Below are 24,909 nucleotides of genomic sequence, written 5' to 3' on the forward strand. Positions count from 1 at the left end.
CCGGATCCTGCGGCCCTGCCGGCTCCGGGCCGCAACCCGCCTCGGGTTAGGTGCGCAATGCGGGAGCGCGCTCTTGCATATCTCGCTTTAGGCGGCCCCGCGCAACGCCCTTCGATACTGCACCGCCTCCGCCAGGTGCCCGACCTGCACGGCCTGCGACCCGGCCAGGTCCGCGATCGTGCGCGCCACCTTCAGCGCCCGGTGCGTGCTGCGCGCCGACCAGCCGAGCTTGGCGGCCGCGTTGAACATGAACGCGCGCGCCGCGTCGTCGAGTGCCGCATGACGGTCGATGGCCGCGCCTTGCAGCGACTGGTTGGCATGGCCCTGGCGCTGCATCGCGCGCTCGCGCGCGGCGACCACGCGTTCGCGGATGCTGTCGGTCGATTCGCCTGCGGGCGCCTCGAGCAGCAGCTGCGCGGACACCGGAGGCACTTCGATGTGCAGGTCGATCCGGTCGAGCAGCGGGCCGCTGAGCTTGCCTTGGTAGCGCGAGACTTGCTCGTGCGTGCAGCGGCAGGGCCTGGATGACGAGCCGAGATAGCCGCAGGGACACGGGTTCATCGCGGCGACGAGCTGGAAGCGCGCCGGGAATTCGGCGCGCCGCGCGGCGCGGGCGATGGTGATGGTGCCGGTCTCCAGCGGCTCGCGCAGCGCTTCGAGGGCGGATCTGGCGAACTCGGGAAATTCGTCGAGAAAAAGGACTCCATGGTGCGCGCGGGAGATTTCACCGGGCCGTGGCGGTGAGCCCCCGCCGACCAGTGCCACCGCGCTCGCCGTATGGTGCGGCGAGCATGTCGGCCGCACCCGCCACCGCTCGGTCGCGAAGCGCCCACCCAGGCTGGCCACGGCCGCGCTCTCCAGTGCCTCGTCGATGTGCATCGACGGCAGCAGCCCCGCGAAGCGCTGGGCGAGCATCGACTTGCCCGAGCCCGGCTCGCCCACCATCAGCAGGCTGTGGCCGCCCGCCGCGGCGATTTCGAGCACGCGCTTGACGCCCGTGTGTCCCTTCACTTCCGCAAGATCGGCGTAGCGGGGCGGGTTCGTGTCGGGCGCGGCCCGGATGCGCGCCCAGCCGTCGTCCGTGGTGTCGGGCAACTGTGAAGCCTCGTCGTCGGTGGCCACGAACTGGCGCACCACGTCCAGCAGATGCCTGGCGCCGTACACCTCGCCGCCTGGTACCAGCGCCGCCTCCTGCGCACTTTCCAGGGGCAGCACCAGCCGCGTAGCGACGCCGCGCGTGTGCAGCGCGAGCGCCATGGCCAGCGCGCCGCGCACGGGCCGCAGCTCGCCCGAAAGCGAGAGCTCGCCGGCGAACTCGTGGCCGGCGAGCTTCGCGTTGTCTATCTGGCCGCTGGCCGCGAGGATGCCCAGCGCGATGGGCAGATCGAAGCGTCCGGAGTCCTTCGGCAGGTCGGCCGGCGCGAGGTTGACCGTGATGCGCTTGTTGTTGGGGAACTCCAGCCCCGCGTTCTGCAGCGCCGAGCGCACGCGCTCTCGCGCCTCCTTGACCTCGGTTTCGACCAGGCCGACCAGCGTGAAGCTGGGCAGGCCGTTCGCCAGATGCACCTCAACCGTGACACTGGCCGCTTCAAGACCCAGCAAGGCGCGGCTTTGCACCAAAGACAGTCCCATTTCTCTCCCTCTCCCCAAGATGGTGCGCGTTTTTTGAGCATTCCCGCGGTGGTGCGGCGCACCGTGCATCTGCAACCACTCGCAACAGCTGTTGTAACGATTTGGCTCTCAACAGCGCCGCGGACACCGCTGCAAGGGGCGGCATTCGTGCACTTTGGCACGCTCCCTGCTTTGAGCCTTCCGGTCCAACCACACACTTGCGAGGAGTTCCCTGATGACGCACCGTACCGCCGCCCAGGCGCTGATCGTTCTGGCCACCGCATTGACCGCGTCCGGCGCGGCCCTGGCGCAGACTGCAACGACCGACGCCGCAGCAGCGCCTGCGGCAGCTCCCGCCCCGAATCTGACCGGCAACGTGTCCATCACCACGAACTACAAGTTCCGTGGCCAGGACCAGGACATGATCGGCAAGAACGACTACGCCAAGACCAAGGGCTTCAAGCCCGCGATCCAGGGCGGCCTCGACTACGCCTTCGGCGACAGCGGCTTCTACGTGGGCAACTGGAACTCGAGCGTCAACTGGCTCAAGGGCAACAGCATCGAGATGGACGTGTACGGCGGCTACAAGTTCAAGGCCGGCCCGCTGGACATGGACGTCGGTGCGCTCACCTACATCTACCCGGGCAACTCCTCGGGCAACACCACCGAGCTGTACGTCGGCGCCACCTACGCGAACGACAGCTTCGGCTCCTTCACCGCCAAGTACTCGCACACCGTGTCGAAGGATTACTTCGGCTACGCCGGCAACAAGGCCGGCTCGGGCCTGAAGGGCACGAACACGGGCTACCTGAACCTGTCGTACAGCAAGGAGATCGTGCCCAAGGTCACGCTGAAGGCCGCGGTGGGCTTCACCAACATGTCCAGCGACATCCGCAGCCTGGGCTACAAGAGCTACGTCGACTACAACATCGGCGCGAGCTACGACTTCGGCAACGGCCTGTCGCTGACGGGCTCGGTGCAGGGCGCCAACAAGAAGAACTCGTACCTCGCGGTGAGCAACCCGGGCGTCGACTACGGCTTCGGCACCTTCGGCACGACCTACTACTCGCCGAATAAGGCGCGCTTCATCCTCACGCTGACGAAGACGCTGTAATCCATACAACAACGAGGTGCGGCCCAAGCTGCCGCGCCATTTCATTTCCATCCGAAGGAGAAAACTCATGAAGCTGGTCACAGCCATCATCAAACCGTTCAAGCTCGACGAAGTGCGCGAGGCGCTGTCGGCCATCGGCGTGCAGGGGATCACCGTCACCGAGGTGAAGGGCTTCGGCCGCCAGAAGGGCCACACGGAGCTCTACCGCGGCGCCGAATACGTGGTCGACTTCCTGCCCAAGGTCAAGATCGAAGCGGCCGTCTCCGACGACCTCGTCGATCGCGTGATCGAGGCGGTGGAAGGCGCTGCGCGCACCGGCAAGATCGGCGACGGCAAGATCTTCGTCTACAACCTCGAACAGGTCGTTCGCATCCGCACCGGCGAAACGGGCCGCGAAGCCCTCTGATCGAGTCCTGGCCCGAAAGAACAACGACTATGAAAAAACTGCTTGTCTCTCTTGCGCTCGGCTTGAGCGTGCTGGCCGCCGGTACCACCGGCTTCGCGCAGACTCCCGCCGCGGCCACGGCCGAGGCCCCGGCCGCGTCGGCACCCGCTGCCGCCGCGCCCGCCCCGGCTGCGGCGCCCGCAGCTGCAGCCGCCGCCGATGCAGCTCCCGCTGCGCCCGCCGCGGCTCCCGCTCCGAAGATCGACTCCGGCGACACCGCCTGGATGCTGACTTCGACCCTTCTCGTGATCCTGATGACCATCCCCGGCCTCGCGCTGTTCTATGGCGGCCTGGGCCGCTCGAAGAACATGCTGTCGGTGCTGATGCAGGTCTTCGTGATCTTCTCGCTGATCAGCATCCTGTGGGCCGTCTACGGCTACAGCCTGGCCTTCTCGGGTGACGGCAACTTCTTCGGAGGGTTCGACAAGATCTTCATGAAGGGCATCACGCAGGAGACCTTCGGCGCGCTGACCACGATTCCCGAATACGTGTTCGTCGCCTTCCAGGGCACCTTCGCGGCCATCACCGTGGCGCTGATCGTCGGCGCCTTCGCCGAACGCGCCAAGTTCTCGGCCGTGCTGCTGTTCTCGGTGCTGTGGTTCACCTTCAGCTACGTGCCGATCGCCCACATCGTGTGGGGCGGCGGCCTGCTGGGCAAGGACGGCGCGCTCGACTTCGCCGGCGGCACCGTGGTGCACATCAACGCCGGTGTGGCCGGCCTGGTCGGTGCCTACATGGTCGGCAAGCGCGTGGGCTACGGCAAGGAAGCCTTCACGCCTCACTCGCTCACGCTCACCATGGTCGGCGCATCGCTGCTGTGGGTCGGCTGGTTCGGCTTCAACGCCGGCTCGGCCGGTGCTGCCAACGCCGTCGCCGGCCTGGCCTTCGTGAACACGGTGCTCGCCACCGCCGCCGCGGCCCTGTCGTGGATCCTGGGCGAGAGCCTGCACAAGGGCAAGGCCTCGATGCTGGGTGCGGCATCCGGTGCCGTCGCCGGCCTGGTGGCCGTCACGCCCGCCGCCGGTTTCGTCGGCCCGATGGGTTCGATCGTGCTGGGCCTGCTGGCCGGCCTGGTCTGCCTGTGGGGCGTGGGTGGCCTGAAGCGCATGCTCGGTGCCGACGATGCGTTCGACGTGTTCGGCGTGCACGGCGTGGGCGGTATCCTGGGTGCCATCCTGACCGGCGTGTTCGCTGCCAAGGGCCTGGGCGGCACCGGCGGCGCGACGCCCGACACCTTCGCGATGGGCGCACAGGTCTGGATCCAGATCAAGAGCGTGCTGCTCACCGTCGTGTGGTCCGGCATCGTGGCCTTCATCGCCTACAAGATCGCCGACCTGACCCTCGGCCTGCGTGTGTCGGAAGAAGAAGAGCGCGAAGGCCTCGACATCTCCTCGCACGGCGAGACCGCATACAACCGCTGATCCGCTCTGGCGGGCTCGCCTGCGGGCAGCCCGCCATTGCATGAATGACCACCATCTACAACAAGAAGAATTCCGCGTAACGAGTTTTTCAAGCGAGGTCTCCTTTGGATGTTCAGCCCGCCAGCGCTCACGCGCCAGCGGGCATTTTTTTGTCCGGAGCCCCGGTGGCCGGGAGCACAATCTCGCCACCATGTGGACCTCCATCGAAGACAGCCTCTGCGAGCTCGGCGAATCGCCGTTCTGGCATCCCGAAGAACGATCACTCTACTGGCTCGACATTCCCGGCCGCGCCGTGCTGCGAACACGCGGCGAGATCGGATCGCCCGATGCGAAGGTCGAGCGCTGGCCCCTGCCCACCGAGCCCGGCTGCATGGCGCCCGCGCGCAGCGGCGGCCTGGTGATCGCGCTGCGCAACGGCATCTACCGCGCGCGCGAATGGGGTGGCGAACTGGCCGCGATGGCGCGCGTTGAGCACGACGTGCGCACCATGCGCTTCAACGACGGCAAGTGCGACCCGCTGGGCCGCTTCTGGGGCGGTTCGCTCAACGAGGCGAAGGACCGCGCCAACGCCGCGCTCTACTGCTTCGACGCGCGCCCCGGCACCGGCGTCTCGCCCACGCTCACGCAGATGGCCAATGAGTCCACCACCGCTAACGGCCTGGCCTTCTCGCCCGATGCGCGCACCCTCTACTGGGCCGACACGGCCGCGCACGTGGTCTGCGCATGGGACTGGGACGCCGAAGCCAACTCGCTCTCGCGCGCGCGCGTGTTCCACCAGTTCGACGCCAAGCCCGAGGGTTGGAGCGCCGATGCACCGCTGGGCTACCAGGGCCGCCCCGACGGCGCCACGGTCGACGCGCAGGGCCACTACTGGGTGGCCATGTTCGAGGGCGCGCAGCTGCTGCGCTTCGCGCCGACGGGCGAGATCGTGGCTTCGGTGCCCGTGCCGGTGCAATGCCCGACCATGCCCTGCTTCGGCGGCGACGACCTGAAGACGCTGTTCGTCACCAGCGGCCGCAAGGGCCGGCCCGCAGGCGAGATCGCGCAGCGGCCGGCATCGGGCACGGTGATCTCGATGCGCGTCGACACGCCCGGCCTTCCGGTCAACTTCTTCGAAGACTGAAGAGAAGCCGGAGACCCGGGCGCGCATGGCCCTGCAGCACATCCCGCCGATCCAGTGCCTGCTGACCTTCGAGGCCGTGGCGCGGCTGCGGCATGCGGGCCGCGCGGCCGACGAGCTGTGCGTGACGCCCAGCGCCGTGAGCCACCGCATCCGGCAGCTCGAATCGCACGTCGGCTTCAAGCTCTTCGGGCGCGGCGACTTCAGCCTCACGGCCGACGGCGCGGCCTACCTCGCGAACGTGCGCACGGGGCTCGCCGCGCTGCAGGCGACGCCTCTGGGCGGCAGTGCCGCGCAGCGCGCCACGCGGCTGCGTATCGCGGTCACGCCCACCTTCAGCCGGCAATTCCTCATGCCGAGGCTGGAGCTGTTCCGCAACATCTACCCCGACATCGAACTGGTGCTGCAGGTGTCGATCCCGCTGCTCGACGTGACGGCCGAGCAGGCCGACCTCGAGGTGCGTTACGGCCCCGGCGGCTATGCCGACTGCGAACACCGGCTGCTGATCGGCGAGCAGGTGGTGCCCGCCTGCAGCCCGAGCTACCTCAACGAGTTCGGTCCCTTCACGGGTTTTCGCAGCGCGGCCGAGATCGCCGCCGCGCGGCTCATCCGCAGCCCGCTCGAGCCCTGGGGCACCTGGTTCGCGAGCTGCGGCATCGACCAGCCCGAACCCGCCATCGGCTCGCAGTTCAACGACCTGGGGCTGATGTACGACGCGGCCGCCAGCGGCTTCGGCGTGGCGCTGGTGCGGCAGAAGCTGGGCGCGGAGTGGTTCGAATCGGGGCGGCTGGTGGCGCTGTCCGACCAGGCCGTGACTTCGCCGCACCGGCACTACATCTGCTGGCAGACCGGCACGCTCGAGCGCTGGGAATGCGCGGCTTTTGCAGACTGGCTGGAACAGAGCCTGCGCTGAACCGGGCGGCCCGGCGCGAAGTTCTTTCAAGCAGCCGGCAAAAATCCATCAACCCGGGGCTGCCGCAATGCCCGTAGAGTGCGGTACACCCGAGACATCCGCGAACAGAAGAAAAGAGGCCGCCGCATGAACGCGCCGCTGACCCCCACGCAACACGATTCGCTACAGAAAACGCAGCGCCAGGCGCAGATCGTTCGCGCGCTGCAGCCGCACCTGCCGGCCCACGCGCTGATCTGGCACGACGAGGACACCACCCCCTACGAGTGCGACGGCCTCACCGCCTACCGCGCCCGCCCGCTGGTTGTGGCCCTGCCCGAGACCGAGGCGCAGGTCGCCGCCGTGCTCAAGGCCTGCCATCAACTCGGCGTGCCGGTGGTCGCGCGCGGCGCGGGCACCGGGCTCTCGGGCGGCGCGATGCCGCACACCATGGGCGTGACGCTGTCGCTCGCCAGGTTCAACCGCATCCTGAAGATCGATCCGGTGAGCCGCACGGCCGTGGTGCAGTGCGGCGTGCGCAACCTCGCCATCAGCGAGGCGGCCGCGCCCTTCAACCTCTACTACGCGCCCGATCCGTCGAGCCAGATCGCCTGCACCATCGGCGGCAACGTGGCCGAGAACTCGGGTGGCGTGCACTGCCTCAAGTACGGGCTCACGCTGCACAACGTGATGCGCGTGCGCGGCTTCACGGCCGAGGGCGAACCGGTGGAGTTCGGCGGCGAGGCGCTCGATGCGCCGGGGCTCGACCTGCTCGCGCTGGTCATCGGCAGCGAAGGCATGCTGGCCGTGACCACCGAGGTCACCGTCAAGCTGGTGCCCAAGCCGCAGCTCGCGCGCTGCATCATGGCCAGCTTCGACGACGTGCGGAAAGCCGGCGACGCGGTGGCCGCGGTGATCGCGGCCGGCATCATCCCGGCCGGGCTTGAGATGATGGACAAGCCCATGACCGCCGCGGTCGAAGACTTCGTGCGCGCGGGCTACGACCTCGACGCCGCCGCCATCCTGCTGTGCGAATCCGACGGCACGCCCGAGGAGGTGGAGGAAGAGATCGGCCGCATGACCGCCGTGCTGCGCGCCTCGGGCGCTACCGCCATCGCCTGCAGCAACAGCGAGGAGGAGCGCATGCGGTTCTGGAGCGGGCGCAAGAACGCCTTTCCCGCCTCGGGCCGCATCAGCCCCGACTACATGTGCCTGGACTCCACCATCCCGCGCAAGCGCCTGGCCGACATCCTGCTGGCCATCCAGGAGATGGAGAAGAAGTACGACCTGCGCTGCTGCAACGTCTTCCACGCGGGCGACGGCAACCTGCATCCGCTGGTGCTGTTCGACGCCAACGACCCCGACGAACTGCACCGCTGCGAACTCTTCGGCGCCGACATCCTCGAGACCAGCGTCGCGATGGGCGGCACCGTCTCGGGCGAGCACGGCGTGGGCGTAGAGAAGCTCAACAGCATGTGCGTGCAGTTCACCGCCGCAGAGAACGAGCAGATGTTCGGCGTGAAGCGCGCCTTCGACCCCGAGGGCATGCTGAACCCCGGCAAGGTGATACCGACGCTGCAGCGCTGCGCCGAGTACGGCAAGCAGGTGGTGCGCGGCGGCAGGCTGCCGCATTCCGATCTGCCGAGGTTCTGAGGATGGCGATGGACAACAACGACAACGCCCTCCGCCAGACCGTCGAGCGCATCCGCACCGCTGCAGCCGACGCTACCCCGCTGTGCATCCGGGGAGGCGGCACCAAGGATTTCTACGGCGAGGCGCCGCAGGGCGAGTTGCTCGACATGCGCCCGCTCGCCGGTATCACGAGCTACGAGCCGAGCGAGCTGGTCGTCACCGTGCGCGCGGGCACGCCGCTGGCCGAGCTCGAATCGGCGCTCGCCGAGAAGGGCCAGTGCCTGCCTTTCGAGCCGCCGTGCTTCGCAAGCGGCGGCACGGTGGGCGGCACCGTCGGCGGCATGGTCGCCGCGGGCCTCAGCGGTCCGGCGCGCGCCAGCGTCGGCTCGGTGCGCGACTACGTGCTCGGCGCCACGCTGGTCAACGGCCGCGGCGAGCTGCTGAGCTTCGGCGGCCAGGTGATGAAGAACGTCGCGGGCTACGACGTCTCGCGCGTGCTCGCCGGCTCGCTCGGCACGCTGGGCGTGATCGCGGAGGTCAGCCTCAAGGTGCTGCCGGTGCCGCCCGCCGAGGCCACGCTCGAATTCGCCTGCAGCCAGGCCGATGCGCTGCGGCTGCTCAACGAGTGGGGCGGCCGGCCGCTGCCGCTGAACGCGAGCTGCTGGTTCGAATATGCCGGTGCTGGCGCGCTCTACCTGCGGCTGCGCGGTGCGGTCGCCGCCGTCGAAGCCGCGTGCGAACACCTGGGCGGCGAGCGCAAGGACAACGCGCGCGCCGCCGCCGACTGGCAATCGCTGCGCGACCAGCAGCTGCCCTGGTTCGGCACCGGCGAGGGCTCCGACGCGCTCTGGCGCGTGTCGGTGCCGCAGACCGCGCCCGTGCTCTCCATCGACGGTGCCGCGCCGCTGATCGAATGGCACGGCGGCCAGCGCTGGTACAAGGCACCGCCCTCGCAGGCTGCGCGCATCCGCGAGATCGCGCGCGCGGCGGGCGGCCACGCCACGCTGTTCCGGCTGCCGGGTTCGGGCATGCACGAAGGGGTGCCGCGCTTCGATGCGCTGAGCGCGCCGGTCGAGCGCACCCAGCGCGCGCTGATGCGCGAGTTCGATCCGCATGGCATCTTCAATCGCGGCCGCCTGCTGAACGCCAACTGAGAACAAGAACGCAAGACATGCAAACCGAGCTCGCTCCCGAATTCAAAGGCACCGACGAAGGCCGCGAGGCCGAGGCCATCCTGCGCAAGTGCGTGCACTGCGGCTTCTGCACCGCCACCTGCCCGACCTACCAGCTGCTCGGCGACGAGCTCGACGGCCCGCGCGGGCGCATCTACCTCATCAAGCAGGTGCTCGAAGGCAAGGAGCCCACGCGCAGCACCCAGCTGCACCTGGACCGCTGCCTCACCTGCCGCAACTGCGAGAGCACCTGCCCGAGCGGCGTGCAGTACGGGCACCTGGTCGACATCGGCCGAAAAATCGTCGACGAGAAGGTGCCGCGCCCCGCGATGGAATCGGCCCAGCGCTGGGTGCTGAAGGAAGGCCTGCCGTCTCCTCTCTTCGGCCCTGCGATGAAGCTGGGCCAGTCGGTGCGCGGCCTGCTGCCCGAGGCGCTGAAGGCCAAGGTGCCCGCGAAGCAGGAAGCCGGCGCATGGCCCACCGCCACGCATGCGCGCAAGGTGCTGATGCTCGCGGGCTGCGTGCAGCCGTCGATGATGCCCAACATCAACAGCGCCACCGCGCGCGTGCTCGACGCGGCCGGTATCCAGGCCGTGATCGCGCCCGAGGCCGGCTGCTGCGGTGCGGTGAAGTTCCACCTGAACGACCAGGAGGGCGGCAAGGCGCAGATGCGCGCCAACATCGACGCGTGGTGGCCCTACGTGGAGCGCAACGAGGTCGAGGCCATTGTCATGAATGCATCCGGCTGCGGCGTCACCGTGCGCGAGTACGGCCACATCCTGCAGCACGACACGGCCTATGCGCTGAAGGCCGCGCGCATCAGCGAGCTCACGCGTGACCTCAGCGAGCTGCTGCCCGACCTCGTGCCCGCGCTCAAGGCCCGCGTGAAGGCGCCAGAGGGCGTGGTGGCATACCACCCGCCGTGCACGCTGCAGCATGGCCAGAAGTTGCGCGGCGGCGTCGAGACGCACCTGCGCGCGCTGGGCTTCGACATGCGCGTGGCGATGAACGAATCGCACCTGTGCTGCGGCTCGGCCGGCACGTACTCGGTGCTGCAGCCCGAGCTGGCCTATCCGCTGCGCGACCGCAAGCTGGGCCACCTGAAGCAGCTGCGCCCGGTGGTGATCGCCTCGGCCAACATCGGCTGCATCACGCACCTGCAAAGCGGCAGCGACGACACGCCGGTACGGCATTGGGTCGAGCTGCTGGACGCTGCACTGCGGCAAAAGGCCTGAACGCAGGCGCCATCGGACAAGCAGGAGGGGGTTGGTCCGACTCGCGCGGGGCCGGTTCGGGGCGCATCATGGCCGCATCGAACCTGCAAGGAGCCAGTGCCATGCCTCGTGTTCTCGCACCTTCCATTCCTTACATTCCGTCCATTCCCGCCTCGCTGCGGGTCGTGCTGCTGGCCTGCGCCTGCGCGGCCGGCGCCACGGCCGCGCAGGCCCAGGGCGCCATGCCGTCCTGGCAGGGCGCGGGCCCGGCGCGCTACGTGTGCGGCGGCATCGGCTCCGACGAATCGACGGCCATGCGCGCCGCGATGAAGGAACATCCGCTCGCGCTGCTGTTCGCTCGCGCCGATGGCGCTTATCTGGCGAACGTCGACGTGACGATCAAGGGCGGCGACGCCGGCAATGCCGCCGCGCTGGCGTTTCGCGCGAGCGGCCCGGTCTGCCTGGTCGACGTGCCGAACGGACGCTACGTGATCGACGTCGCGGCGCCCGGCGGCGCCACCAAGAGCCAGGCCGTGACGGTGGGCGGCGGCCCGAAGACGGCCGATTTCAGGTTCTGAACAGGCCGGAGATCGAAGGCGCTCAGGCGGCGGCCAGCGCCGCCTCGACGTCGCGTTCGAGCGAGGCCGGCGTGTCCAGCGGCGCGTAGCGCTTGAGCACCGTGCCGTCGCGGCCGATGAGGAACTTCGTGAAGTTCCACTTGATGGCCGTGCTGCCCAGCAGGCCCGGCTTTTCCTTCGTGAGCCACTGGTAGAGCGGCGCGGCGTTGCTGCCGTTGACGTCGATCTTCTCCATCATCGGAAAGCTCACGCCGTAGTTCGTGGTGCAGAAGGCGCCGATCTCCTCGTTGGTGCCCGGGTCCTGCCCGCCGAACTGGTTCGAGGGAAAGCCCAGCACGGTGAGGCCCTTGCCGGCGTACTTCTCGTGCAGCGCCTCCAGCCCCGCGAACTGCGGCGTGAAGCCGCACTTGCTGGCGGTGTTGACGATCAGCAGCACCTTGCCCTTGAAGGTGGAGAGCTTGACCGGCTTGCCGTCGATCAGGTTGGCTTCGAAGTCGTAGACGCTGGTCATGCTGTGTCCTCGTCAGGAAGGAGAAGAAGAGGCGCGATCATCGCGCCGTGCGGTCGTTCGCGCAAACGCCGCCCAGACGGCGCCCAGAACGATCAGTGCACCGCCCACGAGGATGCGCGGGTCCATCTCGGCTGCGCCCAGCGCCACCGAAGACACGCTTGCGAACAGCACCTCCGACAGCATGATCACCGAGGTCGCGGAGGCCGTGAGCCGTGCCGCGCCGTACTGCAGGCACACGTTGGCGAAGACGAAGGCCGTGCCCAGCAGCGCGGCCCAGCCGAGCCAGCCCGGCGAGGCGTGCAGCGGCGAATCGAACACGCCCAGCGCGGTACCGATCAGCGCCGCGACGCCGGCCACGAAGGTGCAGCCGCAGAACATCGCCAGCGCGCGCGATTCGCCCGGCGCCTCGCGCAGGTGGCGCAGCGCGATGTTGGTGACGGCGAAGCCGAAGCCCGCTGCCACGCCCAGCCAGTCGGGCAGGCTCGAAGGCACGGGCCAGTCGGTGCCGGGCGCCTTCAGCACCACCGCCACGCCGGTGAGCGCGAGCGCCACGCGCGCCAACGCGCCGCCGGTGGGCCGTTCGCCGAGCAGCAGCCAGGCCAGCAGCACGCTCCACAGCGGCATCAGGTAGAACAGCAGCACAACGCGCACCACATCGCCCTGCGTCACAGCCCAGTTGAAGCCCACGTTGGTGAAGCCGGCCGCCAGGCCCAGCACCAACAGCATCGGAAAGGCCGCGAAGCCCTTCCACGCATGCCGGCGCAGCATGCCCATCAGCACGGCGATGGCCAGGTAGATCAGGCAGGTGGTCCACAGCGGATGCAGCCCGTGGCCCGCGATCTGGCGGAAGGGGAACCAGGAGACGCCCCAGACGAAGGCGTTCAGCAGCAGGGCGAGTGCGGGCATTGGGGCGCGAATTCTTCAAGGGACACCGAGGAACCGGCTTTGCCGGGCCTCCGGTGTCGCCCCCGGCGAGGGGGTGGCGTAGCGACACGAAGTGCGCGAAGCCGGGGAAGTCAGTGGTGTTTGTCGCTACGGGCAATAGCCAGCAGGTGCTCCACTTCCTCGGGATATTTCTTGAGGTTGTTCTCGTGCCAGCGCTTGATGATCCACATGCAGCCGGCCACCACGAGGCCGAAGGCGCTGATGGCACCGTAGGCCGAGAGGCCGAGGCCCGTGCACACGCTGTAGAAGCCGCCCAGCAGAAGGATGCAGGCCTGCTCGTTGAAGTTCTGCACCGCGATGGAGCGGCCCGCGCCCATCAGGTTGTGGCCGCGGTGCTGCAGCAGCGCGTTCATCGGCACCACCAGGAAGCCGCCCAGGCCGCCCAGCAGGATGAGGAAGGGCACCGCCAGCCACACGTTGCCGATGAAGTTCATGCAGATCACCATCAGGCCCATCGCGATGCCCATGGGGATCACGCGAGTGGCCATGTCCAGGCGCATGCGCATCGAGGCGACGATGGCGCCCACGGCGGTGCCGATGGTCACCACGCCCGTCAGCGCCGAGGCCTGCGTGGTGTTGTAGCCCAGCGCCAGCGAGGCCCATGCCAGCACGATGTACTTGAGGTTGCCGCCCGCGCCCCAGAAGAGGGTGGTGGTGGCCAGCGAGATCTGGCCGAGGCGATCGCGCCACAGGCGCGCGTTGCAGTGCCAGAAGTCGGGCAGCAGAGCCGCGACATTGCGCAGCAGGCCTTGTTCGGGGTTGGCGCGCAGCGGGCGCATCTCGACGCCGGTGTGCGGGATGCGCGTGTTGAACCAGGCCGCCAGCATGTAGACGAAGATCAGCACCGCGAGGGCTGCTTCGGCCGGCGTGTCGATGCCGGTGTCGATGAGCGGGAGGTCGAAGGCCAGCAGCTTGCTGGAGACCGCATGCCCCACCAGCGCGCCGCCGAGCACGATGCCCAGCAGGATCGACGCGATGGTCAGGCCTTCGATCCAGCCGTTGGCCTTGACCAGTTGCGAGGCCGGCAGCAGTTCGGTGAGGATGCCGTACTTGGCCGGCGAGTAGGCCGCGGCGCCCAGGCCGACGATCGAATAGGAAAGCAGCGGGTGCGAGCCGAAGAGCATCATCACGCAGCCCAGCACCTTGATGGCATTGCTGATGAACATCACCTTGCCCTTGGGCAGGGCGTCGGCGAAGGCGCCCACCAGCGGGGCGAGCACCACATAGAAGACGGCGAAGATGGGCACCAGCGCCGCGCGTTGCCATTCGGGCGCGCCCGAACTGCGCATGAGGTCGACCGCAACAACGAAAAGCGCTTGGTCGGCCAGCGACGAAAAGAACTGGGCCGACATGATCGTGTAGAAACCGCGCTTCATCGATGGGCTGGCTGGCCAGAGGAATAGGTCTGCTGGCGGTAGTGAAAAAGTGTCGCGTAGAGGGCGAATGGGCGGTTATAGCACGGGGGTGCGACGCGCAATCCCGCATCCCCACCGTGTTCGACCCCATTCCCGAAGATGCTAAAACGTGGTCTGCATTGTCCCCGAGCTCCCATCGAGCCTTCTCCGGAAACCCTTCATGCCGCGCCCGATCCTCGCCACCGTCCACACCGAAGCCCTGCGCCACAACCTCGAGCGGGCGCGCCGCTCGGCCCTCGAAGCCCGCGTCTGGGCCGTCGTCAAGGCCAACGCCTACGGCCATGGCATCGAGCGGGTCTATGAGGGTTTGCGAGGCGCCGATGGCTTCGCGATGCTCGACCTGGCAGAGGCCGAGCGCGTGCGCGCCCTCGGCTGGCGCGGCCCGGTGCTGCTGCTGGAGGGCGTTTTCGAGGCCCGCGACCTGGAGCTGTGCTCGCGCCTCGATCTCTGGCACACCGTGCACTGCGACGAGCAGATCGACATGCTCGCCGCCCACAAGACCCTCAAGCCGCAACGCGTGTTCCTGAAGATGAACTCGGGCATGAACCGCCTGGGCTTCACCCCCGAGCGCTTCGGCTCCGCCTGGACCCGCCTCAACGCGCTCACCCAGGTCGACGAGATTTCGCTCATGACCCATTTCAGCGACGCCGACGGCGAACGCGGCATCGCCCACCAGTTGGAGGCCTTCGAGCGCGCCACCCGCGACCTGCCGGGCGAGCGCTCCATCGCCAACAGCGCGGCCACGCTGCGCCATGCCGACCTCACGCGCGGCGACTGGGTGCGCCCCGGCGTCATGCTGTACGGCGGCGCGCCCGACTTTCCCCAGCACGACGCAGCGCACTGGCAGCTGCAGTCCACCATGACGCTGTCGACCCAGCTCCTGTCGGTGCAGACGCTGCAGGCAGGAGACACTGTCGGCTATGGCTCCAACTTCACCGCCGAGGGCCCCATGACCATCGGCGTGGCGGCGGTCGGCTATGCCGACGGCTACCCGCGCCACTGCGGCACCGGCACGCCGGTGCTGGTGAACGGCGTGCGCACCCGCATGGTCGGGCGCGTGAGCATGGACATGATCACCGTCGACCTCACCGGCGTGCCCGACGCGAAGTTCGGCAGCGAGGTCACGCTGTGGGGCAGGTCGGCGAAGACCGGCGCCGTGCTGCCCATCGACGAGGTCGCCAGGGCCGGCGGCACCATCGGCTACGAGCTGATGTGCGCGGTGGCGCAGCGCGTGCCGTTCGCAGACATGGCGGACGCTGCCTGACACGCTGAAGCCGTGAAGATCCTTTCCAACTGGCGCTCCGTGCGTCTTTGGGAAACGCAGGTCGAGCGCGAGCTCCACCGCAAGTACAGCCTGCGCACGCACGGCATCTTCATCGGCAGCTTCACGCTGCTGCTCATGTGGGGCGTGTCGGCGCTGCAGATGCACCTGCTGCACGTCGATTCGCTCGCGGTGCGCTACTTCCTCACGCTGGGCGTGGGGTACCTGGGCTACCTGGTGGTGCTGCGCTGGTGGGCGAAGCGGCTGGTCGAGGAACGCGGGCTCGATCTCAACGTCGATGCGCCCGACTTCGAGTTCGGCGGCGGACGAGGCGGCAGCGGCTCGCATGGCCACACGGGCATCGGCGAAGCCCCGGGCGACGGTGGCGGCGGCAGCGGCAGCGGCCTCTCGGACATCGCCAGCGGCGCGCTCGACGTGGCCGGCGGCGCCGACGAGGGCGCGGTCGTCGTCATCCCGGTGATCGCCATCTTCCTGATCTGCGCCGCCATCCTGTTCGGCGCGGGCTCGCTGGTGTTGCTGTATTTCAGCTGGGACGCGCTGCTGGCAGTGGCCATCGAAATCGCCTTCTCCTACGTCTCGGCCCGCGCCGCGGTGCGCGTGGCGCGCGAGGGCTGGCTCATGGCCGCCGTGCGGCTCACCTGGAAGCCGCTGCTTGGCGCGGTGATCTGCGCGGTGGCGCTGGGCGCGCTGCTCGACCACTTCATGCCGCAGGTCAACTCCCTGCCAGAGGCGGTGCGCGTCCTGCTGAAGAAGCACTGAGCGCGCCCATCAGGTGATCGACCAGCGCCTTGCACCTGGGCGCCATGGAGCGGTTGTTGGGTGGGTGGAGGACGTGTGCGCGGGCGCCCGGTCGTTGGCGCAGTACGAGGTCGTGCGGCTCGAAGGCGCTGAGCACAAGCTGCACGACCGGCTCCAGCCCCGTCCGCGGGACCATGAGCGTGTGCTCGATGCCGTGCTGTGGACGCTGGCCCCCGTGGGTCGGAGACAATCCGCGCCGGGAGGAATTTCATTCACATGATCTCGAAGAAACAGGGAGCGCGCGCCGCATGGCGCGCATGCGGCATCGCGCTGGCGGTCGCCGCCATATCGGCGCATGCCGAATCCGATGCAGCGGCGGCGGACCCGCAGCGATCGCAAGCCACGGAGGCCGTCGCAGATGCGCCCATCGTGCCGGCCGCACCGATGGAACCGGCCGCACCCGCACCCACACCGGCCGCCGCCGCGCCGCCGGCACCCCAGACCCGCGTGCGCTTCGCCCGCGGCAACTACAAGCCCGGCATCGAACAGCTTCGGGTGGTCCGTCGCGAGAACACGATGAACAACGTCGCGGGGCAGGTGGCGCTGAACATCGCGCTGTCGGTCATCGCGGGCGGCGTGAGCGTCGGTGCGCAGGGCTTCTCGAAGGACGACCTCGGCGGCGCCACGCTGGAGGCGCTCAAGGACGACCCGCTGGGCGTCAACCCCGCCATCGGCGAGCTGAGCGATGCGCTCAGCAAGGTCGCCACCGGCATCTACCGCAAGCGTGCCGAGGCCGCCTACGCCACGGCCCTGACCGACGGCTCCACGCCCGAGGAGATCGAGGAGGCGCGCAAGGTGCAGGCGGTGGCGGACACGCCGCTGCTTCCGGGCGCCTGGCACCTGGTCTACGAGAACCTGACGGGCTCGGACGAGCTGTTCCGCCTGAAGTTCGGTGCCGAGCTCGGCCGCGCGGGCTTCATGCGTCCGCCGGCCTCGTGCTTCTATCAGTCGGAGCCGGTCGCGTGGAGTGAATGGCAGGCCGACAACTGGCAGCGGCTGCGTGAGGAGCGCGCCAAGGCCGTGACCCGCTGCACCGAGACGCTTTCGGCCACGCCCGAGAAGTTCTGGTAAACGCGTCCTAGGCCGCGCGGAACGCCGGCATGGCCGCGGGCCGCCGGTTCAGCCCCAGCGCCAGCAGCTCGTCGTCGGCGCACAGGATCGCGAAGGCCCGGTGCTTCTCCCCGAAGCTCATCACGGGCCCCGCGTGGTGCAGCGCACGGTGGTTGAAGGCCACCACGTCGCCCGGGTCGACCTCGTAGCCCACGATGTCGAAGGCGCCGCGGTTGGATTCGATGTCGGGCAGCTCGGGCGCGAACGCTTCGTCGTCCGTGGGACCGATCCAGCCGCCGCGGCGGTAGCCGGTCTTCCACAGGTGGGAGCCGCGCACCACTTCCGGCGCGGTCTCGCGCGGCATGTGGTCCACGGGCATCCACAGGTGGACGATGCGGTGGCTGTCGGCCAGGCCGCAGGACATGTCCTGGTGCCAGGGTGTTGCCGTCGCGGCGCTCACGTCCTTGTCGAAGAGCAGCTGGTCGCAGATCCAGCGCAGCCGTCGGGTCACGGTGAGCTGGCCGGCGATCTCGCTGGCACCCGATTCGGACACCACGCGCTGCAGCAGGCCGTCGCGGCGCTGCTCAATGCCGTCGCGCGCCAGCTCTATCCACCCGGGCGAGACGATCCCGCGCAGGCACACGACGCCGTCCCGCAGGAACCGGAGGCGCTCGTCGAAGCTCACGCCGCGAAGCAGTGGGTTGCTCATCAGGATCTCCTCGTCCGGCGCCGGCCCTTCGGGCATCAGGCGCGTTGCTCCCCTTTGTTCCCATCCACCCCGCTCGCCCGCACCAGGAAGAGCAGCCAGCCGACCATCAGCGCGGCCATGCAGGCGAAGCCCCAGGTCATGGCGTGGATGGTCTGGATGTAGGAGACGGGCCGTCCGGCAGCGAGCATCGCGGCGGCGAACACCACGGCGCCGACCACCGAGCACAGCAGCAGGGCGCCGGGTTTCGAAGCAGCCCTGAAGCCGGTGCGCAGGCACATGGTCAGGCCGAAGATCGCGGGCGCGTAGAAAAAGGGCGAGAAGTCCATGTCCCTGTAGTTCGCGCCGAAGGCCAGCACGACGAGGTGCGGCCCCAGCAGGCCCAGCGCCACGCCCACGGCCTCGGCGACCAGGAAGCCGAGCAGCACGAAGCCAGTGAAGTCGCGAAAGGACTTCTTTCTCTGCGCTGCGTCCGCCGACTTCCAGCTGGCCGCCAGCTGCGGCAGCAGGTAGTAGCCCAGCGCCGACAGCACGTACTGCATCGGCAGCAGGAAGGTGATGTAGATCTTGAGCAGGCCGCCCTGCTCGGCATCGGCCGAGGAGCCCAGCAGCAGGATGGCGCCGCCGGTCATGATCCAGCTCATGAACTGCGAGAGGCTGGCCTTCCAGCCGTAGGCCATCGATTCGCGCGTCGTCAGGCCCCGGTCGTCCTTCGCGGCCGGCAGCGGAAGAACCGTGTGGCGCGTGTTCGCAAGCACCAGATAGAGAAAGGGAAGCTGCAGCACGGAAACCAGCAGCAGGGCTTCCTTCCAGCTCGCGGGCCGTTCGGCGTTCAGTACGACGACATAGCCGATCGCGATCAGCGCGCCCGAAACGCAGAGCACGCCATAGCGCCACCCTGCGAGCAGCAGGCTGCGCGAGATCCAGAAGATCTCGTAGCCCACGATCAGCGCCACGCCCACCCACTGCAACTGCCCCGGGAACGCGGCGATCTGCCACGCGAGGAAGCCCAGCAGCGAGAACAGCACAACCAGCGCCCACGTCAGCCACGCCGTGGAGCGGTCGGCGTAGTAGCGCCGGATGAGCAGGGGCTCGTGCACCATGGCCATGTGCAGGATGTACTGGAAGCTGATCACCGCGAGGAACGCGGAGGCCACGCCGAAGTCGGCGGGCGAGAGCACGCGCGCCAGCGCGAAGCTGAGCAGCAGCTGGCTCGCGCTGTAGATGCACTGGTCGGCAACGGCATAGATGGGACCGCCGAGGCGTTTCCTGAGTCCTGACAGTCGCTGCTTCATCCACCTAGCCCGAGATGGAAAGCAGGACCGGACTGGAGGTCGCCTTCACGGTGAAGCCCTCGCCCGAACGGCTGCCGCAGCTGCCTTCGCGCATCTGCGGGAAGAAGTCGACGCGGGTGCACTTCGCGCCGGCGCCCGCGGGCACCGACACGCTCTGCTGCGCACCCTGCGTCCAGACCACGTGCAGCATCGATTCGCCACGGCGCAGCACCAGCCGGCTCGCGCCGCGCGCGTCGTCGTAGGACACCTTCTGCGAGTGCCGCGCGATCTTCAGGAACTCGGTGAGCGCCGAGTAGGCCTCCTTCTTCTCGCCCGCCTTCGACTTGATGCCGAAGTTGTCTTCCTTCGAGAAGTACGACTGGCCGCGGTCGCGCCACGAATAGAGGTTCAGCAGCTTGATGCCGGCCGCGGCGTTGATCAGGTACTCCCTGAAGATCAGCGACGCCTGCGCGCCCTGGTTGCGCACGGGCATGTACGAGGCGTAACCCCATTCGGAGGCGACGATGCCGGTCTTGTTCAGCTGGCGGCGGTCGAGCTGCGCGCGCAGCTTCTGGTAGTCGGCCAGCGCGGTCTCGGGCACGGAGCGGTAGGGGTGGATGGAGATGTCCGTCAGGCAGTCGCTGCGCGCGGCCGAGACGAAGGCATCTTCCAGCTCCGAGGGCACCTTCCCCGCACTGCCGCCGACGAAGGGCAGCTTCGCGAAGCCGAAGCCGACGATGATGTCCGGGCGGATCTGCTGCTGCGCGAGCTTCTCGCACAGCGCCGACGAGGCGGCGCCGAAGTCCGGCACCAGGGCGGGCTGCAGGAAGGTCTTGTTGTCGGGCTCGTTCCACACTTCCCAGACCGCGACGTCGGCCGAGTGCGCCTTGATGAACCCGGCCGCGAAGTCGGCGAAGCGGCTCTCCTTGCTGGCGGTGTCGCCGCCCCCGCCGCTGCGCATGTCGCCGGGCTCGTGGCCCCAGATCTCCTTGCCGCCGAAGAGCGTCACGATGGCGTTGAGCTTCGCCTTGCGCACACGCTGGATCAGCTTCGGATAGTCGGTCATCGCGGGGTTCACGCTCTTGATCGGCGGACGCACGCCGAAGCGCACGAACTCGAAGCCGGCGGCGCGGATCTCGTGCAGGTCCTCGTCGGTGATGGTCGCGGGGTCGATCTGCACGCTCAGCGAAACCGGGTATTCGGAGCTCAGGGTGCCGATGCCTCGCGCGTGGGCCGGGCCGATCGGCGCTGCGGCGAAGAGCAGGGCGCCCAGCAGGCTGGTGATGGTCTTCTTCATGGCAGTACCGACTCCTTGTACAGATCGACGATGGCGGTGTTCATGCGCTGCGAAGTGAACTTCTCCTCGAAGATCCTTCGCCCGGTCCGGCCCATCTGGCGCAGGGTCTCGACGGGCATGCGGTCGATCTCGCGCAGCATCTGGTCGATGTGCTCCAGCTCGAAGAGCCGGCCGCTGCGATCGTTCTCGACGATGTCCACGAGGCCGCCGACGGCGGACGCGAAGACGGCCTTGCTCCTGGCCATGGCCTCGACCGCGACGAGGCCGAAGCCCTCCCAGCGCGAGGGCACGACGATGGCGTCGCAGGACTGGTAGACCGCGTCCAGCGCGTCCTTCTCGAGCCACCCCTTGAACTCGACCCGCTCGGGCTGCGCGAGCTGCAGGTCCTTGCGCACCGCGTCGCCGACCACGATCAGCCTGAAGTCGGGCCGCACGCGGGCGTAGGCGTCGAGCAGCAGGTCGATGCCCTTCTGGCGGTCGAGCCGGCCGACGAACAGGATGGTCCGCGGCGCGGGCTTGCCGGCGTCCGCGGGCGGCGGCTCGAAAGCGGGGGCTGGCGCCGGGTTCACCGAATCGATGCCGTTGGGAATGCAGGTGCAGCGCCTGATGCCCGATTCGGCCGCGATCCGCACCTCGTGGCGGCTGATGCAGATGATGGCGTCGCTGCGCGAGGACAGCAGCCGCTCGATCCAGCGGTAGGCCGACTTCTTGTAGCGCGAGGCTGCCTGGTCGAAGGCCCAGCCGTGCGAGCAGTAGACGATCTTCACCTCGCGCGGTATCTGGCCCAGCAGCGCCATCGAGCGCACGATGCCGCCGGCGATCGAGCTGTGCAGGTGCAGCACCGAGGGCCGCTCCGACTCGATGATCTTCTTCACCCGCTTCGCATAGCCCACCAGCGAGAGCGGGCTGCGTGCGGTGGGCACCACGTGCGCGTTCTCGGGGCCCAGCCAGTCGACCTGCCCGGGCAGGATGAACTTCACCTGGCTGATCTCCGGCGAGTTGCGCTGGAAGTTCGAGACGATCCGGAGATAGGTCTCCAGCCCGCCCTTGAGCGTTTCCGCGACGTGCAGGACTTTCATGGCTTTCTCGCTCCTCGCTGCTCAGATCAGTGCGTGGGTGCCGGCGATGACTTCGGACTGGAGCTCGCCCAGCCGGTGCGGGTCGTTGCGCTCGCGAAGCAGGTTCAGCACGCTGGCCTTCAGCTCGTCATGGCGCGGCGAGAGGCCGAACAGGAACTCGGTGCGGTTCGTGAGCCGGAAGAAGGACTCGACCTTCTTGTCCCAGTTCATGCCGATGGACGGGATGCTCAGGCTGTAGGCGACGATGTTCGCGTGCAGCCGGTGCGCCGCTATGCAGGAGCAGGCGCTGATCAGCGCGACCAGATCGTCGGGGCGCTTCGGCACGGCGAAGGAGAAGTCGTCCGCGGCGGCGGTGCGCTCGGAGATCTCGGCGAGCACCCGGTTGTCTTCCGCCGCGCCGTTCGTGAAGTACAGCACCCGCGCGCCCTCGGCCCGCAATGCCTGCGCGAGGCCCGAGAAGAATTCGGCCGAACCGCCGGCTCGCTTGCCCCCGTATTCGGAATTCATCACCAGCGCGTCGAGGCTGCTGACGCAGATGCCCACGTCCCACTTCTTCTCGGGGGAGAGTTCTTCCGAGAAGGCGCTCGCGCAGACCAGCGCCGGATCGGGCACCACGTTGATGCGGCTGCGCGGAATGCGGAAGAAGGCGTGCAGGTTGTTTGCCGAATCCACGTCGCGCGTCGCGTAGAAGACCGGCGCGGCGTTCTGGAGGAACTTGCCGACGAGCCACTGTCCCCAGTAAGACCATTTGCCGGTAACGCCGACCGACACCACGGCCACTCTCTTTCCGCGCAGCAGCCGGCCCAGGAAGAAGAGTTTCGACGGGAAATTCAGTGCCACGTCGCAGAAGAGCTGCCCGCCGCCGATCAGCACCAGGTCGGCATCGGCCACCGCCGCCTGCCATTGCCTGCGCCAGCTCAGCAGGTAGTTCTTCAGGCAGTAGGCGAAAACGATTGCCGAACGCAGCAGCGAAGGCAGCTTCTGGAAGACGCCGAAGGCGCCGCCGCCGCGCAGGTTGGATTCGTCGAAGGCCACGCGCCCGGCGATGTCGAGGAACTCGACCTTCGCGTCGGGATACTTCATGGCCGCGATATGGGCCAGCGAGGCCGCGATGACCCCGTCGCCGAGGTTGTCGCTGAACGGCACCGCGCAGATCAGGATCTTTTTCATCTTTGAATACCCGGAATAAGCCTTTTATTTCCCGCGACCTTGATGGCGATCAGATAGAGCATCACGGAGGTCAGATGCCGGGTGAAACTGCCGAGGTCCGGTTCGAAAATCAATTGAACGAGGATGTGCGCGACGAAAAGACTTCCGAAGAAGCGTGGCTCGAATTGCGTCGGATCGCGCTTCGACCATCGCCGCGCCTTGTAGAGGATGATCAGCATCGCCGCGATCATCAATTGCATGAATGCGTCGCTAGGTGTCTGGAAATAGAGAACGGGCGTGATCAGCACCGTCGCGGCGTACACGTAATTCACCAGAAATCCCGGGCCGGTGGCGGGCGAGGCGATATTGGTGAAGGCCGTGCGGTTGTCGCTGCCGATCTGCTCCGCATAGGCATTGGAGGTGTCGCGCGGCGACTGCAGCGTCTGCAGGATATTGGAGGGTGCCGCCATGATCGCGCCGGCAGCCAGGATTGCCGCCAGGAAATGGTATTTGAGCGGCCGCTGCCAGAGATAATGAACGGCGAAGAATGCGCCGACGATCAGCAAATAATAATTCCGGACGAAAACTCCGTAGATTGCGTAGAGGCCGAGAAATGCGCCGACGGTGAGGAATCTGGAGGTGCGGAAATAGATCGTCGTCACCGTGATGCACATGGTCATGATGAGCACCACCGTCTCCTTCGACGGTGCGAACATGTTCAGCATGATGCAAGGCGCGATCAGCAGCAGCCTGGAGAAGAAATCGCCGGCCCGGCGGATATTGCGTGTCGCGAAGAAAAGAAATATCGCGCTGCTGATGCAGGTGAAAACGTCGAGATTGTCCGACCCGATGATGCTGAAAAGCGCGGCCGTGACGGCGAACGAATTGTCCATTTCGTCCGTTCCGCCATAATTCAGGATCTCGAGGATCTTCGCCGAGTCCACGCTCCATTTCTCGGGGAGCATTTCCCGGAAATACGCATAGATGATCACGTAGACGAACACGATCAGCACCCCGGCAACGGAGTACTGGTTGAAGCGGCGCGTGCCCCTTCTTCCTGTCGTTGTCGTCGCGGGTGCCCGTGCCGGCGCCGCCGGAGCGGGAATGGCGTGGCTCATCGGCATGTGGATTCCGATCCGATCAATTCCAAAGCGAAAGAAGTTCTGTCCGGCCCTGTGGCGTGGACTTCGTGAAAGGCGTACTCCGGCCGGCGCGGCCGGAGCCGGTCACCCGGGACCGGCGGTGGAATTCACCGCGACCCGTGACCGGCGGCAACCACCCAGATGGTTCTGAAGAAGATGTCCACGTCCTTCCCGACGGAAAGGGTTTCGACATACCTCACGTCGAGCGCGACGCGCGCGTTGTAGGTCAGCTGGTTGCGCCCGCTGACCTGCCAGAGGCCGGTGATGCCGGGCCGCACGGCGCAGTAGTGCGACCAGCTGTGGCCGTAGAGCTCCTTCTGCTCCAGCATGCAGGGGCGAGGGCCGATCAGGCTCATGTCGCCCACCAGCACGTTCCAGAATTGCGGCAATTCGTCGAGGCTGGTCTTGCGGATGAATTTGCCGAAACGGGTGATGCGCGGATCGTCGTCCAGTTTCTGGTATTCGTCCCATTGGCGGCGCGCGTCGGGATTGTTCTTCAGGTGCTCTTCCAGCACCTGCGCCGAATTGGCGATCATCGAGCGGAATTTGTAGAAGCGGAATACGCGCCCGTTCTTCCCGTACCGCGGCTGGTAATAGAGCACCGGTGCTCCCGAACTCGCGAAGACGCACAGTCCGAGCAATACGAAAAGCCAGCCGAATGCGATGAAGAAAAAAAGAGCGGCGCCGATGTCCACCGATCTTTTCGCGACCTTCAGCAATGGGGAATGGTTGATTCCGGATTGCGATCCGCCGCGGGACATTTCGGCACCTGCGTCGGCAAGGTCCCAGCCCTGCGGTACGAGCGATTCTTCGGGATGGAGATTTCCCATGGGATTTTTCCATCCGGGTTTGAAGCGCGACAAGATTTCCCGTCGAAATGCTTTCATTTTTGACGCACCTTTCCTCATGCGGGCAATTGCCCGCAGATCCTCGGTTATGGCCCTGTGTTTTTGGCCGACACTACCCGCACAAATGCCTCTTTAGCGTCTGCGATGCAGAAACTATTGCGCGGCCAAATGACTCGATGAAGGCAGTACCAATGAATTAAAGATCATTTGTAGTGCC

23 protein-coding genes are annotated in these 24,909 nt (G+C 67.6%); 12 read left to right on the forward strand and 11 right to left on the reverse strand.

Going from position 1 to position 24,909, the window contains the following annotated elements:
- Positions 1 to 87: 87 nt before the first annotated feature.
- On the reverse strand, positions 88 to 1,632 hold the full coding sequence (locus ABL838_RS01450) for a YifB family Mg chelatase-like AAA ATPase (protein ID WP_126022470.1): 1,545 nt from the start codon (positions 1,630 to 1,632) through the stop codon (positions 88 to 90).
- Positions 1,633 to 1,846: 214 nt separating this feature from the next.
- Here ABL838_RS01450 and ABL838_RS01455 point away from each other — a divergent pair, with 214 nt between their 5' ends.
- The 9 genes from ABL838_RS01455 to ABL838_RS01495 all read left to right on the forward strand — a co-directional run bounded on the left by ABL838_RS01455 (position 1,847) and on the right by ABL838_RS01495 (position 11,196).
- The gene (locus ABL838_RS01455; protein WP_126022469.1) at positions 1,847 to 2,725 is read left to right on the forward strand and encodes a TorF family putative porin; all 879 of its coding nucleotides are present in this window, start codon (positions 1,847 to 1,849) and stop codon (positions 2,723 to 2,725) included.
- A gap of 67 nt (positions 2,726 to 2,792) precedes the next feature.
- The gene (glnK, locus tag ABL838_RS01460) at positions 2,793 to 3,131 is read left to right on the forward strand and encodes a P-II family nitrogen regulator (RefSeq protein WP_007833403.1); all 339 of its coding nucleotides are present in this window, start codon (positions 2,793 to 2,795) and stop codon (positions 3,129 to 3,131) included.
- 29 nt (positions 3,132 to 3,160) lie between these two features.
- On the forward strand, positions 3,161 to 4,591 hold the full coding sequence (locus ABL838_RS01465) for an ammonium transporter (RefSeq protein WP_418123778.1): 1,431 nt from the start codon (positions 3,161 to 3,163) through the stop codon (positions 4,589 to 4,591).
- 190 nt (positions 4,592 to 4,781) lie between these two features.
- Positions 4,782 to 5,714 carry an SMP-30/gluconolactonase/LRE family protein gene (locus tag ABL838_RS01470; protein ID WP_418123780.1) on the forward strand — a complete coding sequence of 311 codons (933 nt, stop codon included), beginning with the start codon at positions 4,782 to 4,784 and terminating at the stop codon, positions 5,712 to 5,714.
- Positions 5,715 to 5,739: 25 nt separating this feature from the next.
- Positions 5,740 to 6,624, forward strand: coding sequence for a LysR substrate-binding domain-containing protein (locus ABL838_RS01475; protein WP_369660040.1), 885 nt, complete (start codon positions 5,740 to 5,742; stop codon positions 6,622 to 6,624).
- A gap of 126 nt (positions 6,625 to 6,750) precedes the next feature.
- Positions 6,751 to 8,253 (forward strand): FAD-linked oxidase C-terminal domain-containing protein, encoded by a 1,503-nt coding sequence (locus ABL838_RS01480; protein ID WP_184640445.1) that lies wholly within the window; start codon positions 6,751 to 6,753, stop codon positions 8,251 to 8,253.
- An 8-nt stretch (positions 8,254 to 8,261) separates the two neighbouring features.
- Positions 8,262 to 9,386, forward strand: coding sequence for a glycolate oxidase subunit GlcE (glcE, locus tag ABL838_RS01485; protein ID WP_418123782.1), 1,125 nt, complete (start codon positions 8,262 to 8,264; stop codon positions 9,384 to 9,386).
- Between the two features lie 17 nt (positions 9,387 to 9,403).
- Entirely contained in the window at positions 9,404 to 10,639 is a 1,236-nt protein-coding gene (glcF, locus tag ABL838_RS01490; protein ID WP_418123783.1) for a glycolate oxidase subunit GlcF, read from the forward strand.
- A gap of 101 nt (positions 10,640 to 10,740) precedes the next feature.
- Positions 10,741 to 11,196, forward strand: coding sequence for a carboxypeptidase-like regulatory domain-containing protein (locus tag ABL838_RS01495; protein WP_418123784.1), 456 nt, complete (start codon positions 10,741 to 10,743; stop codon positions 11,194 to 11,196).
- Between the two features lie 22 nt (positions 11,197 to 11,218).
- Here ABL838_RS01495 and ABL838_RS01500 read toward each other — a convergent pair whose 3' ends face one another.
- From ABL838_RS01500 to lplT, 3 genes are all read right to left on the reverse strand, one after another.
- The gene (locus tag ABL838_RS01500; RefSeq protein ID WP_126022461.1) at positions 11,219 to 11,707 is read right to left on the reverse strand and encodes a glutathione peroxidase; all 489 of its coding nucleotides are present in this window, start codon (positions 11,705 to 11,707) and stop codon (positions 11,219 to 11,221) included.
- Between the two features lie 12 nt (positions 11,708 to 11,719).
- The gene (locus tag ABL838_RS01505) at positions 11,720 to 12,613 is read right to left on the reverse strand and encodes a DMT family transporter (RefSeq protein WP_418123786.1); all 894 of its coding nucleotides are present in this window, start codon (positions 12,611 to 12,613) and stop codon (positions 11,720 to 11,722) included.
- 110 nt (positions 12,614 to 12,723) lie between these two features.
- Entirely contained in the window at positions 12,724 to 14,028 is a 1,305-nt protein-coding gene (gene lplT / locus ABL838_RS01510) for a lysophospholipid transporter LplT (protein WP_126022459.1), read from the reverse strand.
- Between the two features lie 199 nt (positions 14,029 to 14,227).
- Here lplT and alr point away from each other — a divergent pair, with 199 nt between their 5' ends.
- The 3 genes from alr to ABL838_RS01525 all read left to right on the forward strand — a co-directional run bounded on the left by alr (position 14,228) and on the right by ABL838_RS01525 (position 17,218).
- Entirely contained in the window at positions 14,228 to 15,331 is a 1,104-nt protein-coding gene (alr, locus tag ABL838_RS01515) for an alanine racemase (protein ID WP_418118740.1), read from the forward strand.
- Between the two features lie 12 nt (positions 15,332 to 15,343).
- Positions 15,344 to 16,108: a hypothetical protein gene (locus ABL838_RS01520; protein WP_418123787.1), complete on the forward strand. Its 765-nt coding sequence runs from the start codon at positions 15,344 to 15,346 to the stop codon at positions 16,106 to 16,108.
- A 255-nt stretch (positions 16,109 to 16,363) separates the two neighbouring features.
- On the forward strand, positions 16,364 to 17,218 hold the full coding sequence (locus tag ABL838_RS01525; RefSeq protein WP_418123789.1) for a hypothetical protein: 855 nt from the start codon (positions 16,364 to 16,366) through the stop codon (positions 17,216 to 17,218).
- A gap of 7 nt (positions 17,219 to 17,225) precedes the next feature.
- Here the strand turns inward: ABL838_RS01525 and ABL838_RS01530 are convergent, their stop codons facing one another.
- The 7 genes from ABL838_RS01530 to ABL838_RS01560 form a co-directional block, all read right to left on the reverse strand.
- Positions 17,226 to 17,906 (reverse strand): phytanoyl-CoA dioxygenase family protein, encoded by a 681-nt coding sequence (locus ABL838_RS01530; protein ID WP_418123790.1) that lies wholly within the window; start codon positions 17,904 to 17,906, stop codon positions 17,226 to 17,228.
- A gap of 35 nt (positions 17,907 to 17,941) precedes the next feature.
- Complete coding sequence (locus ABL838_RS01535; RefSeq protein ID WP_418123792.1) at positions 17,942 to 19,198, reverse strand: lipopolysaccharide biosynthesis protein; 1,257 nt, start codon at positions 19,196 to 19,198, stop codon at positions 17,942 to 17,944.
- 4 nt (positions 19,199 to 19,202) lie between these two features.
- On the reverse strand, positions 19,203 to 20,474 hold the full coding sequence (locus ABL838_RS01540) for a hypothetical protein (RefSeq protein WP_369660026.1): 1,272 nt from the start codon (positions 20,472 to 20,474) through the stop codon (positions 19,203 to 19,205).
- Entirely contained in the window at positions 20,471 to 21,553 is a 1,083-nt protein-coding gene (locus tag ABL838_RS01545) for a glycosyltransferase (protein WP_418123794.1), read from the reverse strand. The genes ABL838_RS01540 and ABL838_RS01545 overlap by 4 nt, the downstream gene beginning before the upstream one ends.
- A gap of 21 nt (positions 21,554 to 21,574) precedes the next feature.
- A complete protein-coding gene (locus ABL838_RS01550) occupies positions 21,575 to 22,723 on the reverse strand; it encodes a polysaccharide pyruvyl transferase family protein (protein WP_418123796.1) in 1,149 nt (382 codons plus the stop codon).
- Positions 22,720 to 23,820: a hypothetical protein gene (locus tag ABL838_RS01555; protein WP_418123798.1), complete on the reverse strand. Its 1,101-nt coding sequence runs from the start codon at positions 23,818 to 23,820 to the stop codon at positions 22,720 to 22,722. Before ABL838_RS01555 ends, ABL838_RS01550 begins: the two co-directional genes overlap by 4 nt.
- A gap of 131 nt (positions 23,821 to 23,951) precedes the next feature.
- Positions 23,952 to 24,731 carry a sugar transferase gene (locus ABL838_RS01560; protein WP_418123800.1) on the reverse strand — a complete coding sequence of 260 codons (780 nt, stop codon included), beginning with the start codon at positions 24,729 to 24,731 and terminating at the stop codon, positions 23,952 to 23,954.
- Positions 24,732 to 24,909: the final 178 nt, after the last annotated feature.

Source organism: Variovorax sp. 160MFSha2.1 (assembly GCF_048305075.1).
Lineage (GTDB): Bacteria > Pseudomonadota > Gammaproteobacteria > Burkholderiales > Burkholderiaceae_C > Variovorax > Variovorax guangxiensis.